This window comes from Desulfocastanea catecholica, assembly GCF_054657295.1.
The window spans coordinates 11,291-25,201 of record NZ_BAAHYZ010000026.1 but is presented as its reverse complement, the minus strand read 5'-3'; the positions used below and the strand labels follow the sequence as shown (position 1 = coordinate 25,201).

Below are 13,911 nucleotides of genomic sequence, written 5' to 3'. Positions count from 1 at the left end.
CTAGCAAAGGATCTTGGCATAAAAAAAGTCAACAATCCTGTGGAAGATATTCTAAAATTCTGTGAGAAAAGGATTAAAAAAATTCTCACAGAATTTCCTGATTGCAACACCCTGCAGGGACTACTTGCTACCGTAGCTGCTAAAATGAATACTGAATTTTTCGAGATTCGCAATGATGCAGATCTGGAAAATATAAAGTCACTCTTTGTCAGCAGGGGAGAAAAAATATTTGCCAATCTCGAAACAGAATTAAATGACGATGTTTTAGGGATCACGTTCAAGCGTACAAACTGTGAACCTTGGGAACGTCAATTTGCGTCAGTCATTGATTGCAGGGGAAATAAAGGGTTTCGGGTTTATTTTACCAAGTGGCATGAGATTGCCCATTTGCTCGTATTAACGGACCAGCAAAGACTGAAGTTCATGCGAACAAATTTGGAGCCTTCGAAGATAGACCCAGAAGAAGCCATGGTCGATAAGATAGCGGGCCGATTCGGTTTTTATCCACCATTTATTCAAAAAAATGCACATAATCGTGAATTAACTTTTGAAAGAATTGATGTGATGCGCGCTGAGCTTTGTCCGGAATCAAGTATCAAAGCCGCGTTGATCGGTTTCGTTAATGCCTGGCCGGAACCCTGCATTCTGGCTTATTGCAAATTAGGCTTAAAAAAAAGCGAACAAGCAAAATTGTCCCAGCAATTATTTAGTTTCACGACTGGACCGACAGCTTCATTGAGGGCAACTGAAATTTTTTTGAATCGAGCAGCCTTAGGAGCATCATTTAGAATCCATAAAAATATGCGAGTTCCAGAATCTTCTGTCATACGCACAATGTATGATGGGTATGAAGACTTTGCAGAAGCGCAAGAGAATCTTTCTTGGTGGGAGTCTAGTGATGGTAAAAAATTAAGCGATATCCCAATAGTTATCAGGTCGATGAGATACAGCGAGGGAGTATTTGCGATGGTTATTCCTTTGGAACCATAAGGGGATGCCTGAATAGAGCTATTAAGGACAACCTCATTCATTAGTAACGCCGAACAATTTCTAGAAAACGGATACTCTTCAATAATTGAAGAGTAATTTTGATTTGTTGACTCAGCTACGTTTTCATAAGCCCATGATTATTATTTCACAGCAGTTTTAGTGCTACCGCCATGTTGAGTAATACGAGGACGGCACTTGATCTTTACAGCCCCCCGTGTGAAAGAATCGTCCGAGGCCTTGCTCGACCAGACATAAGCTTCGCCTGTGCCAAGATGATTCATTTTCTCCGAAGTCAAGTCTCCGAGAGCGGCATTGGCTTTTTGAATATGCTTAAGCCATGCCGGGGAGTTGAATTTGTGCATTATGATCTGTGATGACAGTTCGATCAATGACACCGGAACTGACGGCGGATCTTGGGAGGCTACCATAATGCTGGTCCCTTTGTGTCGCATCTCGCGAACAACCTCTACCAGGCCGGACACAAGGTCATCGTTCTCAATATATTTGTGTGCCTCGTCAAACACTACCAGCTTGTTGAATGCCTTACCGAGGTAGGTTGCCTCGGAAAAGATTTGCAACATCACCACAAACAGTCCGAGGGCCTCGTCTTTTTCAATAAATTCATCTCGCAAATCGACGATGATCAACCGTCCCGGGCGAATCAAATCTTGAAGATGCTGGCTGTCATCAACATATTCGCTCGCGAAAAGCAGGCGTGTCTGGGCCAGATCCTTCAGGTGATCAGATAGACCGGAATTTGTGATCCCGTCACGAATGGCATCTAGCGTCAGATTGTCTCTAAGGCCTCGCATGATGAGATTGATCTGCCGCATATACATGCTCTGGCTGCCGATCGCTCCCATCAGGAATTTCCAGTGGGCGGCTTTCAGTTCAGACGCTGAGAAGGCAATGGACTGGACTTCTATGTCAGGGTATTCGGCTCTTCTCTCGGAAACTTTGTTGGAGGGAGTTAGTATCATCACATCTTTCAACGCTACCGGATTTGCTTTGTATCGCTCACGCAGAATGCGAATCTCTTCATCGACCGTGTTCGGCAGAATCATTGATGTAAACTCAGGCGCATAGTCCTGAGTCGGACTATAGTGGAAAATCACGGTGGCCAACGGGCTTGGAAGTACATTGATATGCTCAATCAGCATCGAAGACATCTCAATCACTGTACCCAGTGTGTAGCTTTTGCCACCCCCTTGAACACCAAAAAGGCTGATGGTGTGGGTATGGTTGAGGTCCAGGGCAATCTTTCTGCCGGATGCTTCTCCAATTAAACCGTACTGTGGCGAATCGCCATTAACGCCAAGCATGATGTCGTAGCTGACATTGCCGCCTGAGACCTGTGTCGTCACGGTCTCTTTAGGTTTTTTATCTTCGATCACAGTCAGTGTCTCTGATCCTACAACTGCAATTTGCTGATCCTCTCCTTTATCTTCCGCTGGATGAGCCTCAACCTTCGCCTTCTGCGCAGCAGTATCCGACTCGACCTGCTCATCATATTTAAAGTTATCAGCCATTGGTGGCATTTCTTCTGTAGCTTTGGCTTCAGCAACTTTCTTTATATCTTCTATCCGATCATCCCACAGACCATCCACGGTCCAGGACGTAGACCTATCCCGCTTGGGTGCGAGAAAACCTGCTTTTTCGAGCTTGGGAACACTCGGAATGAACTGCTCACTAAGTGAATGGGCCGCCGGCTCTTCTTCATTCTCAGCAGAAACGGGTCTGCGGCAATTATCCAACAAAGCATGAATGAGATCCTTGCCGATGCGGTGGAATTCAATGCCAACCTCGTTATCAGGGGCCTCAGTACCGTTCTTATAAAAATCAAAGATCAGAGCGCAACGCCTAAACTGAAGTGAATAGCCTTTCTCGATAGACTCCAATAGGCCTCGCGCTTCTTGCGCAGCCAATACATCAAAAATTCCATAACGCAGAGATCGCTCAAGGTAAAAACGAAGAATTTGGGAAAAATCACGACTCTTGAGCTGTCTGTCCGGCCGATCCGGTTTTTTGAGTGCGGGGTCAAAGTGCCGCTGGAGAATTCGCTCACTTTGATTGATCTGAGCAGAGATATCTTGCTTGAGCCTATTGAAATCAGCGAAAGTCATATTTTGCTGATAACATTTGACCTCTACCAGATTGCAGGTGACGGTTCTTTCAGCCAAGTCGAGATCGAACAGTGCTAGATCAGTGCGTTGAAGGCTGACGGCGTCACTCAGCTCTTCAGCACCTCCGCTGGACCGGTAAAGATCTGTATGGGCATCTAAGGGAACAATAATCTGATTATTCAAAGCACCCTGGTATTCAAGGTACAATCTGGCCAAAGCCAAACCAAGAGCCTCATCTTGCTGTGTAGAAGCGGAAATCAGTTTCAGAGCAAGTTGGCCGGAAAGAGAACGCAGATGGGCTAGTATTTGTACGGACTGATTGCCGTCCGCTGACAACCCATGACGTAAAAGGACTGGCTTTAACATGGCCTTGAGCTCGTCACTTGACCTCGAAGATATAATCAGATTGTGGGTGGCCTGTGAGCTGGCGCCTGGAACATAATCAATCAGATAATCTGGCCTGTTCTTCCTCCCGCCATGATCGAAAAACTCAATCCCCATATTCCTGTCAATGGTGAACACCCAATCGCTGACCTGGTGGACCTCATAGATCAATTCACGTTGAGCGACGTCCAGTCCAAGTGTCACAATCGGCACGGCCTTGAAGCTAGATCCCGATGTGGCCACCGAAGATATCGCAAAGCACAGGTGACGGCTTATAGAAGAAAGAAGATCAAAGCAGGCAGGTTGGGAATCCGAATTCAAAGAATGACCCACAACCGGGCACTTGTTCCAGTACGTTCCTGATTCATCATCTATAAACTCAGTATCAAAATTTTGTACCAACCCATGCAGAGGAGTAATCCCCAGAGGTTTCTCTGTGATGGATAGCTCCGCCGCTGGGAAAACATCCAGCAGAACACTGATGTGCGCCGGATACTCCTTGGCGTTGGTATGAAACTCTGACAGCGCATGTTTAGCCAGATTCAACTTTGAAAAGAGATGGCTGCCGGTAGAGATCGCAAAGGCATCTGCAGCCTCATTAATTGTTCCTCCCCGGCGAACCATCAACTCTAAAGATTCCCCCAAAACAGGGGAGTCCGGATCCGAAGAGAACAGGCGAATGTCATAGCGCAAGTCAGCGTGCTCATGCTTCTGCTGTAAGGCTAGCAAAGCATCTGCGATCACGGCACCAGCCCCAGGGTTAAAGATGTTCAAGGACAATTCGCGGACGTAAGGATGCTGAGATAGGTAACGCTCGATTTTGTCTGCGATCACCTTGCCGGAAATGTCCAAGCCTGCAGCGGAGGGCTCGGTCAAGCCGAGCGCGGAGCAGATCTCAGCCATCAGGCCTCGAGAATTCTCTTCCGTGGTGGGAGCGTAAAGCGCCCAAAATGGATTCAGGTTATCGACAGGAGTAAAAATGCGACCATCTTCGACGGGAATGGCTACCGGATAAGCTGAGGGCACCAATCCGTCTAAAAGCGCCGACCGGACATGGGAAATATGATCTTTTCCACCAGACTTAATCTTTTCGATCCAGTCCTTACCAAGTTCCACCCAACTTGCCAGCCACAATGCACGGAGGGGATGCGTTGGCGAAACCAGTACTGCCTCGCGATGCCTTCCACGGAAATCGGTCAAAACAACATGAATGGAATCGATGGCCAGAACATTACGCAGGGCTTGTAAATGCTGTTGCCGCTCAGCTCCCGTCGTCGTTTCGGCATGCCGCATGAGGTTACGAACCAGATCAAGATAGGCCTCTGCGTAAGCCAGACATTGCTTCTGGGCATCCCGAAAGGAGAGTCCCTGCATGATCAGTTCAGCGGTATCCTTGCGAACAATAGCAAATAATTCTTCGCGAGTAGCAAGGAAAGACGCCATAGCCGCCGATGACGGAAGAACCAGGCCAGTCTCTGAAGGGAGTTCTGCCGTATCCAAGTTGATTTGCATCCGCCATCCCGAGAGATGTTTTGGTTCGGCCAGTATTCGTTGTTCGATGGTTTTCAGCATTCGCGACAGTGGAATCTGAACTGCGCCTTCTCGTCCGAACTTTGCCAATAGGATTTCCTGGCGAGATGCCTTTTTCGAACGCCCACCTTCGGCCCACGAGACACCGGTCACAGCAACATCCGCAGGATCCCGTTCATCACCGAGCGCCGTGAGCTGCAACCGAAAAAAGGCATGTTCGAGACTTTGCTCTATCGGTATTGCCCGCTGCGGTGGATCTTCCTCTAGATTCCCACCTGGAAGAACATAGAACGGCTCGCTCTCATAGGTGTGCTTGGCCGTTTCCGACCCGGAATCTGATTCTAGGGGTATTGGATCTCCGTCAGCCGTCCAGGGAAGAACCCTTATAAAATGCCACCCTTCCTCAAATTCGAATTTGTTGAGCTTGGCGAGGTTGGTTGTGCATTGCAGGCGGTTAAGTGCCCAGGGTTTGACCTTCTTGGACTTGCCAACAGGTCCGTCATTCTGCGAAATGATCTGCACCGTAAAATGGTCAAGGCCGCTGACCTTGTTCGGATGTGGATTGACTGCAAAGACTACGTTCATCTTCCGACGGTCGTTGGGCACCAGTACCTGCTGCCCCATGAGTCGAGTCAGCTGGTTGTCGGTTTCATCCTCCAGCACCATGGGCAGATCGGTTTCCATTACAGTCAACAGGACTTTATCCAAAGAAAGCTCTTCCTGAAATTTCCACTTATCAAAAGAGATAGTCCACCAACTCTTCTCTATAGCGATGGCCGGTGTCCAAACCTCTGGCTCCTGAACATCATATTTCTCAAAAAAAGCGCATAGGCAGAATTCGATAGCCTTGTCATTCAGGCAAAGTTCGGCGATTCGTCCGCGGACTGATTTGTGCGAAATCATAAGGTTACGGACGCTATTCAGGTTTCGCATGATCTTCCCATTAACTATTCCGGGGTCAGCAAAGAGTTTGAAATCCGGGATCAGTATCAACTCATACAGACTGGCTCCCAGGGTCTCGCCATCAATGCCATTCGAAAGTGCAGTCAGCAGATATCGCACACGGGCAACATCATCAGCAAATAGCCATTTCTCTTCTGCTAGGATTCCGAAAAGGTTACGAATATGACCAATCAAAGTGGCAGGCAGTCGATCAATGAGGGAAACGATCAGATCTTCATAGATCCCAGTGAAGGCAATCTCTTCAAAGGTGGCCACGCCAAACGAATCTTCGGCGCTGGTGCGCAGTGAAGTAGGGATAAAGACCAACAGCGGTTGGCGCAGCTTACCATTCGCATCTGGGTTTCGTAGTTCGACCAGTTTGGTGGATGTTATCCTATAAGGCAGACCTTCCTGGTCGTGGCTGCCCAGGATAAAGATGTTGCCATCAGGACGGGTTCGTCGAAGCTCTTTACAAACCGATACCATAACCTCATCATCGAGGTCGGTGACCCGCATACAGTGGCCCGGGCCGCGATCACAGAGAATCACTTCGATGCGTGGGCAGAGTAAATCAGCAACTGCCGCGTTCAGTTTGTCTTGGGATAGCTTGGTGAACGCGTTACTCATGCGTGCCTCCCGTTTTTATCTTTTCCATTACATATCTCAATCGCATAGCGCGGCGATACCTTTTGGGTCACGTAGGCGTCGGACAGATCCTCATAGTAGCCAATTTCACGCAGACGGCGCTTAAACGCCTCAAGGTTCAGGCGAAGCGCCCGTTTGTCAAGGATGCTGCTATTAAATTGGCTGCCCTCTGGGAGGCGATCGATGTGAAGGCCATAGCGATTTCTCAAGAAGGCCAACAGCTCTTCAATCCTGACTTCACGGGTTACAAAACGCCCACCGGTCTGGGTGAGGACAGCCACCTGTAAGAGCACTTCGAGTAGTTTGCTGCCCAGGACAAAACGGCGCGGGCTGCCTTTGGCGCGCGGCTGCGCTAACAAGCCGTTCTCTTTATTTTTAAGGAGAAGGGAATCCAAACATTCGGTGATGTACTGACGGTGATACTTACCCCGGTAAGCCATCAGTATCTCGATGAACGATTCGAACTCTTCCAATCCCATCGAGGTCACTCCCCGGATTTCCGGATCCACATCCTCATTGCCCGCCGTCGATTCTTCAATCAGGCTGGCCAGGCGAAATTTGAAGTAGGCTTGTCGATCAGCATCGTGTTCCGGTTTCAACAGCGAAACCAGATCGCCGACCGAGAACACCCCGCTGGCTGGGGGCGCAAGCTTGCCGGTTTTCTTGCACAGGTATTCCGCCATCTCATCGAGTTTTTTCACGACAAAGTTTGCCTGCACAAAAGCGGGTATGTGACGGTACAGGCGGTCAGTGGATTTTCGTGCCAACTCGGCCATATGGGGATTATTCACATCACCCATGTCCACAACCAGCGAGTTCCGAAAAGGACATCCCTCAAGCGCATTGTCGAGCCCGGGGTTGATAGGACATTCCTTGATATCGCAGAGGTCATTGCCGGAGCGCTGCTTGACCAGCTTAGGCAGTATCTGCAGCAATTTAAGGTGATACAACGCCAGGTGGAAGGCCAACAGCGTCTTCAGATAATCAACCAGCACCGAGCGAGGGATATAAGGCTCATAGGCCAGCAGGCGCAGAACATCGTCGGCCATAATATCGGCCTGGCCGATACATAGCGGATGGAACCGAGCAGGCTCCTTGGAGTCCTTCATGTCCTGTGTAACCTGGTGATCCAACCGCAAGATTGCCTGGGTCTCCACGTCCACGGAGGTGTTGGGATCGTAGCGGTCAGTGACTGGGTCAATGCCGGGGAAAAAGAATCGCCTCAATGCATCGCGGACTGCTTGCCCCTTTGCTTGCCCCTTACCCTTGCGGGCGTAGAACAGCATCCAATAAATATGTTCAGCCGCGCCATAGTCGCGAGTGTGCTTGGCATTGCGGAATTTGTATGTGTTGCCGTGCAACGGTCGCGGTGCCGCAACGGCCTGATTGGCCTTGCCGCGGTTTACCAGATCCATGAGATCGGTTTCGATCCACTTACGAATGATATCAGGATGTTGCCCAAATCCGGAAAACCACTCCGGATGGTCGAGAAAATCCTCTAAAAATTCATCAATCGAAAGGTCTTTACCTCGCGGAGGGCGCCGACTTCCATAACCATCATATTTCAGGCGGGGAAACAGCATCGTTAAGACACGATCCATCTCCGTGTGTTTAAAATCCAAGTAACTGACTTTTGGAATCCTGAACTCTTTGTCTCTCCCTTTAATTGACATGGTATGCAGCTCCTTTTTCCGAAACAGTGAGTTGCAGAACACCATTATCCATTCGATCAATCTGATAAAAACGATACCCGCTTTCGGTTAGAAGTACCTCCTGGTATGGGGCAGCCGAAAGAACATTTTTAAAAACAGCCAGACTGAGGCAGAAACCCTCTTCTTCCTCAATGCTTGGCCGATATCCGTTGTTCAACCGCATCAGCATCTCGTAAATATCGAGATTGATCCGCAGGCTCGCCTTGTAGCCATCACTGGAGTCATACAGGAGAACGAGCGCTTGAGACAAACATTCCAGAAAGGGATGGGCCGCTGTTTCCTGCTCGGTACGGAGCGTGAAATGCTTTCCATCGAACAACCGGTAACTCTGGATAGTGCCTTTATCTACCCGGCGCACCCGCAGCGCCAACTGATTGCCCAGACGTGCCGGATCGCTCAGACCTTCCCCTCGGTTGATTGCCTGCAGGACTGTTGTAATCTCCTTCTCGTTTTTCACACCAGCGTTTTCAATGGCGGTAAGGAAATGATCGATGCTCCCGTAGGGCAGCATCTCCTTCCAGCCAATATCGCGGCGCTCAAAAAAATGGCGGCGGCGCATGTGGGAAAGGTAATTTCGGTGCTTGCTGATCAACCGAGCACGGTTCTTCGATGAATAATCTCGTGGCAGGTTGCGGAACAGTGCCAGGGCAAGATCGTCATCGTATCTTGCCCGTTCGGCAAATGAAAACCGGCTCATGGCCTTGGATTTCGGATCCAGGAAACCCAATTCACGGTCCAAATCCGGATTACTGACCTCGGCCACATCAATCTCTCTGAGGAGTGAAATAAGGCGGTCATTTGAGTCTTCACTGCCACCCAGCCAGGAGTTGAAATAAAAACCATCCAGAATCCGGTTCTGGTTTTCTTCACCACCGTTTTGATAGAGCTGGTGAATACCATCACAGTCGCGGGTCCCGACCAGCATGAAAGCCAGGGCCGAGCGCAGATCGCGCATGGTGATATGCAACCGCCCCCGCAGATGGGTAATGGTGTAAAGCAACTTCAGGCGCTCTATCACCTTCGGTCCGGCAACAGGATCCTGGAAAGTCCTGGCGTTGTGGTAGGCGTAGCACTTGCCTTTAAGGTCGCATTTCTCGCAGGCCTGCCAGTATACCTGTTGGCACATGAGGGGAATCAAACTCTCCAAAATCGAGGTCTGGTCTTCCTCTGGTGGAGCAACCACCGAGCGCAGATTGAGATTAATCACCACTACGCCATTCTCGGGGGCGCTGCCCGCCAGCCCTTGCTGAATCTGTTTTGAAAGTAGTGGGAACTCTTCCTCGTGCTCCAGGAAGAAATCGACCAAACGGCCCTCGTTAATGGCAATCAGGCGGGTCTGGTTCGCAGGAAAGGCAGAGGTGTCTTTACCCGCGAAGGGGCCGAAGAACTTCTGCAACACAGCGTCGTTACCCTCGTCGCCTTCATCCTGGCTGCCGTCATAGTTGCTCTGGTATGTGTGGTCCTTGAGTTGAAAGACGGCACCATTTGCACTGCGCTGCATCTGTGCGCCCTTGGTCTCGGCAAAGGCCTCGAACTGCTGGATGAAAGCCGTCTTGCCGTCACCGGCGTTGCCGCTGATGATCACCAGGCGGAACTCGCCTTTGAACAAAGCAGGTTGGAGCCTCTTGTCCAGATAAGTCGGCACATAGGTGGCTTTACCAATCTCGTCCAGACCACGGGTCCCCGCATTCGACACCTGGCTCTGGCTGTAAAGGGTCAACAGGTGTGTCACAAAAGGATTGGTATTCGGTTTGGTCGGCTCGAAGCCCAGCTTGGCCACTACCTTGGGACCGGTTCCAATTTCACCGGTAGTAAGCACCGAGCGGAAACGCTTCACCTCGGCCAGGGCTTTCAGGAATTCCGCCACCGAGGCAAAGCGATCCTTACGCTCAGGGGCAATCATCTTCACCAGCACGTTGACTAACGAGGTGCTCAGTTCGGCACATCCTTTGAATTGCTTGGGGTCCTTTGGCTGGGTTTTGATGGGCGGCGTCGGCTCGTCAAACGGGTATTTGCCGGTGAGGCATTCGTAAAAGGAAATACCCAGGGCATAGAGGTCACGATCCATCCGATCCGAAGCATCCGGCTCGCTTGAATAATCGTAATCCGGCGGTAGATAACGGCGTGTACCACCACTACCCTGAACATCATCGTGCTCAGTGACCGCGACGTTAAAGTCGATTATGCGAACACCCTTGTCGGTCCAGAGCAGGTTGGAAGGCTTTACGTCTTGATGGTAAACTCCGTGCGTATGCAGATGAACAAGCCCCTCGGCTGTCTCGCGGACGATACAAACCGAATCTTCCAAAGAAAGAGCTTCATTATCGATGAGATCCGAAACATCGAGCCCATCAACGTATTCAAAGACGATGAACGGCGTTTGCTTTATATCGGCTAATCGATATGCATAGACAGTATCGACAACGTTGGGATGCTTGGGTGTGTTCTTGAGTAATTTATACTCCCTGATGAAGCGATCAAAGGTACTTCTGCGGTCTCTGACAACCAGCTTGAGCACATATGTTCTATCATCAAATGCATCAAAAACTTTATAGGTAACCGCGAACCCGCCACTGCCCAGCTTCTTCTGGATGCGGAAACGATCCGCCAGAATGAAGTCCTGTGGCAGGTCGGTCAGGTTGTCGGGAGGCTGTGGCAATACATCGGCCTGGCCACTGACATCCGGAGCGGACCCATTCTTAGCTTCAGGCAGTATAACGTTGTCCAGGGCCTTGCGGGCTATGGCCGCGCTGATGTGGCGATCTTCCGGATCGAACTCGCAAAATTTTTGCAACCATTCATCGATTCCCCTGGGTAAATCCGGCTTGTGCTCCGATGGTTTCATCGGAAACCTGCCGTCGGCCTCTATCATCTGATCGACGTTTTCAAAGGCCCGTTCACCGGTCAGCAGCTCGTAAAGAATGAGGCCAAGCGAATACAAATCTGAAGCAATACTCGCTTCTTGCGGAATTGATTCCTTTTCTGACTTTACCAGCTCTGGAGCCCGATAGGTTGTATCGATATCCTCCAAGATTTGTCCGGCGATGGTACTTTCTTTGCTGCGGTTCTTGCCCACCCGGGCAAAGTCGAAACCGGTAACACGCGCCTGGCCGCCCTTGGTCACCAAGATGGCGTCCGGGGTCAGGTTACGATGTATCACCTCGTGACGGTGGGCATGATCCAGGGCCGAAAGCACGTCCCGCATCACCTGCAGCTTTTGATCAAAGGTGAGTGCCAGAGATACCTTGTTGATGTGCAACCGCAGGGCCTGACCGGGTAGGTCCTCAGTGACTAACACCACCTTATCTTCGTCGTCATTGACGAAAAGGTCCTTCACCGCCAGTACATTGGCGTGGGCCGGCATGTGTGCCACGGCACGGTAGGCGTTGCTGATTTTTTTAAACTCTTCCTTGCGAACCGCTTCATCTTGATAAGGATCGGCCTGATACACCCGCAGACGGGCCAGGCCACCGCTCTTGCCCAAGAGATTGTGTTTGGCACGGTATTCGGTATAGCGGTCAGTACCGCCCAGCTTTTCTTCCACCTGCCAGTCTCGGAATACCAAGGCCGCACTCTTAGGCTTGGCATTGCCGGTGATGGCTTTTGCGATCTGGGTGTGGAAGCGGGAGATGTTATTAAGACGGTTGGCGGGGATGCGGCCTTGGTCGCGGAAATATTTCAGGCAGTGTTTGAAATCAGTCACGTCTGGTCCGTCAATGCCCGCTTGGTCAATGATGGTGGCATTGTCGGCAGTGAGCAGCACCGTGGCATGGACATGGGCTTTGCGCAACTCGATCAGGCCGGTGTTGCTCTCGCGGATGATGGTGGCCATGGCCTTGGCGTGGCTGCGCAGCTTGGCCAGTGGGGAGTGGAACGGCTGCCGCCCCTCGGGATACCACTTGGAGCCATACACATCGATATTGCCACGTGTGCCCTTCACATCCACCAGATACACCGCGTGCGGCGCGAGGAGGGCGATATCGATCTCGAATACTTCCTCACCCTGACGCAACTCGAAGTTATGGAAGATCAACCAGCCCTCGGGAAGATGATCCCGAAGGAAACCTATGGCCTGACGTTCCGAATCGTTCACGGGTTGGCCGATGGGTATGACCTTCGCCATTAGCGGCCTCCCTCTTCAATGGCGTGTTCGACGAGGGCACGGGCTTTGTTTTCCATATCAACCGCTTCATCGCGAAGGTGAAGAGCCTTAATTACTTTAGTGCCAATTGACAAGCGAATACTTTGGGCAGGCCATGGAATAGCGAGTCGCTTTATCCTCCCCTCATCGAGATGGGGAATGCTCGATCCAGAGGCTTCTCGTTTCAATAAACGAATACCGTAGTGAGTCGACAGTAGCGCAAATAGATATCCGTTATCCAATATATCAGGAGTTTGGATTCGAACCATGTTGTTAGTACAGGCAGCCCCTTCGAGATGCTTCCCTACCTGAACAGGTCTACCAATTAAGCCTGAAATTTGCCCAGAATCCTGAACAAGTATCATCCCCGCAGACAATATTAAGCGGTAGTTCTGAGCTACCTCACGCTTTAAGAATAAGTGCGTTGATGGAAACAGTTCATAAATCTCTTTCCCCGTGAAATACGGACATCCATAATTTGGATCTTCTGCGTAAAGGCGCTTAAATATATTTGGAATCCAGACGTCAGCTATGTCGCCTAAGTTTTCATTCCCGAACAAATCTCCAGCGCGATTAAAGGCCTGACGAGCCTCAGAATTTTCGTTGCTGTAGTAGTATGCGTCCATTCTTTTCAATAACAACGAGGACGTTTGGGTGGTTAAAGATGGTGTATTTGATTGTTTTCCTTCCGCTTGAACCATCATGCCAAGAGCTGAATAAACTTCATTTATTGCTTCATCTATTAACTTCGTTGCCAAAACACGATTACTTGCAGCCCCTTGTGCCAGGTCATGTGCCTGATCTTCCACCACGCCAAGACGAGGCACCGGGAGGTCGGCAATGTGGCGCGGTTCCAGATGAGTGATAATTGATCCATAAGTACCGGAGACAACTATTGGCAGACCGAATTTTGAACTGAGGTATGCATAGATATAGCCTGATTTAGCTGCATTCTCGTCTGGAATGACCCTCAAAACATCTTCTGTACAAGCCATCCCGTTCATGTCCTCCCGAGCATAGGCCATACGACCAATAGTTCCAGAGCGAGTAATTAGGATCCAACGATCCTTGATAAGGAGTTGACTGTTTTTTCGCGCAACTGACTTGGCGATATAACTGAGATTGCTTAGATCAGTTTGAGTAATGTCCGTGCTAGACAAGAAAGGAAAACCAAATTCAGAATCATTAACCCAGAGGCGGGTAATTCGTCCTGCGTTAATAATTCCAGAAATGCCCCCTTCAGTTAAGTCTTGAAGACGGTCTTTTCTCACCGATAGCTTTCTAAGCAATTCTCGTATTTCTATTCCTCCTGACATATATGAACCGCAGTCTAGTCTCCGACCGTTTTTTTCTAACCAGGTGCTTGGAACCGCTTTACATTGAAATTTTCTGCTCAAAATGTCACCTCGCCGGTTGCACGAAATTCCTTGTATTTCTCTGTCAC

General features: G+C 50.0%; 5 protein-coding genes. 1 reads left to right on the top strand and 4 read right to left on the bottom strand.

Annotated features, from left to right (window positions below; all coding sequences use genetic code 11):
* Nucleotides 1-39: 39 nt before the first annotated feature.
* Nucleotides 40-990: a hypothetical protein gene (locus tag ACYQ8U_RS18780; protein ID WP_459947099.1), complete on the top strand. Its 951-nt coding sequence runs from the start codon at nucleotides 40-42 to the stop codon at nucleotides 988-990.
* A gap of 140 nt (nucleotides 991-1,130) precedes the next feature.
* Here the strand turns inward: ACYQ8U_RS18780 and mads8 are convergent, their stop codons facing one another.
* From mads8 to mads5, 4 genes are read right to left on the bottom strand one after another with little or no spacing between them, the layout of a single operon-like run.
* Nucleotides 1,131-6,596 (bottom strand): methylation-associated defense system ATP-binding protein MAD8, encoded by a 5,466-nt coding sequence (mads8, locus tag ACYQ8U_RS18775; protein ID WP_459947098.1) that lies wholly within the window; start codon nucleotides 6,594-6,596, stop codon nucleotides 1,131-1,133.
* A complete protein-coding gene (gene mads7 / locus ACYQ8U_RS18770) occupies nucleotides 6,593-8,287 on the bottom strand; it encodes a methylation-associated defense system protein MAD7 (protein ID WP_459947097.1) in 1,695 nt (564 codons plus the stop codon). Before mads7 ends, mads8 begins: the two co-directional genes overlap by 4 nt.
* Complete coding sequence (gene mads6 / locus ACYQ8U_RS18765; protein ID WP_459947096.1) at nucleotides 8,277-12,449, bottom strand: methylation-associated defense system protein kinase MAD6; 4,173 nt, start codon at nucleotides 12,447-12,449, stop codon at nucleotides 8,277-8,279. Before mads6 ends, mads7 begins: the two co-directional genes overlap by 11 nt.
* Complete coding sequence (gene mads5, locus ACYQ8U_RS18760; protein ID WP_459947095.1) at nucleotides 12,449-13,864, bottom strand: methylation-associated defense system restriction endonuclease subunit S MAD5; 1,416 nt, start codon at nucleotides 13,862-13,864, stop codon at nucleotides 12,449-12,451. Before mads5 ends, mads6 begins: the two co-directional genes overlap by 1 nt.
* Between the last annotated feature and the right edge of the window lie 47 nt (nucleotides 13,865-13,911).

What these genes read in the sequence shown, in the direction of transcription:
- mads8 (WP_459947098.1), bottom strand. Translation starts at nt 6,596, where the DNA reads ATGAGTAACGCGTTCACCAAGCTATCCCAAGACAAACTGAACGCGGCA.
- mads6 (WP_459947096.1), bottom strand. Translation starts at nt 12,449, where the DNA reads ATGGCGAAGGTCATACCCATCGGCCAACCCGTGAACGATTCGGAACGT.
- mads7 (WP_459947097.1), bottom strand. Translation starts at nt 8,287, where the DNA reads ATGTCAATTAAAGGGAGAGACAAAGAGTTCAGGATTCCAAAAGTCAGT.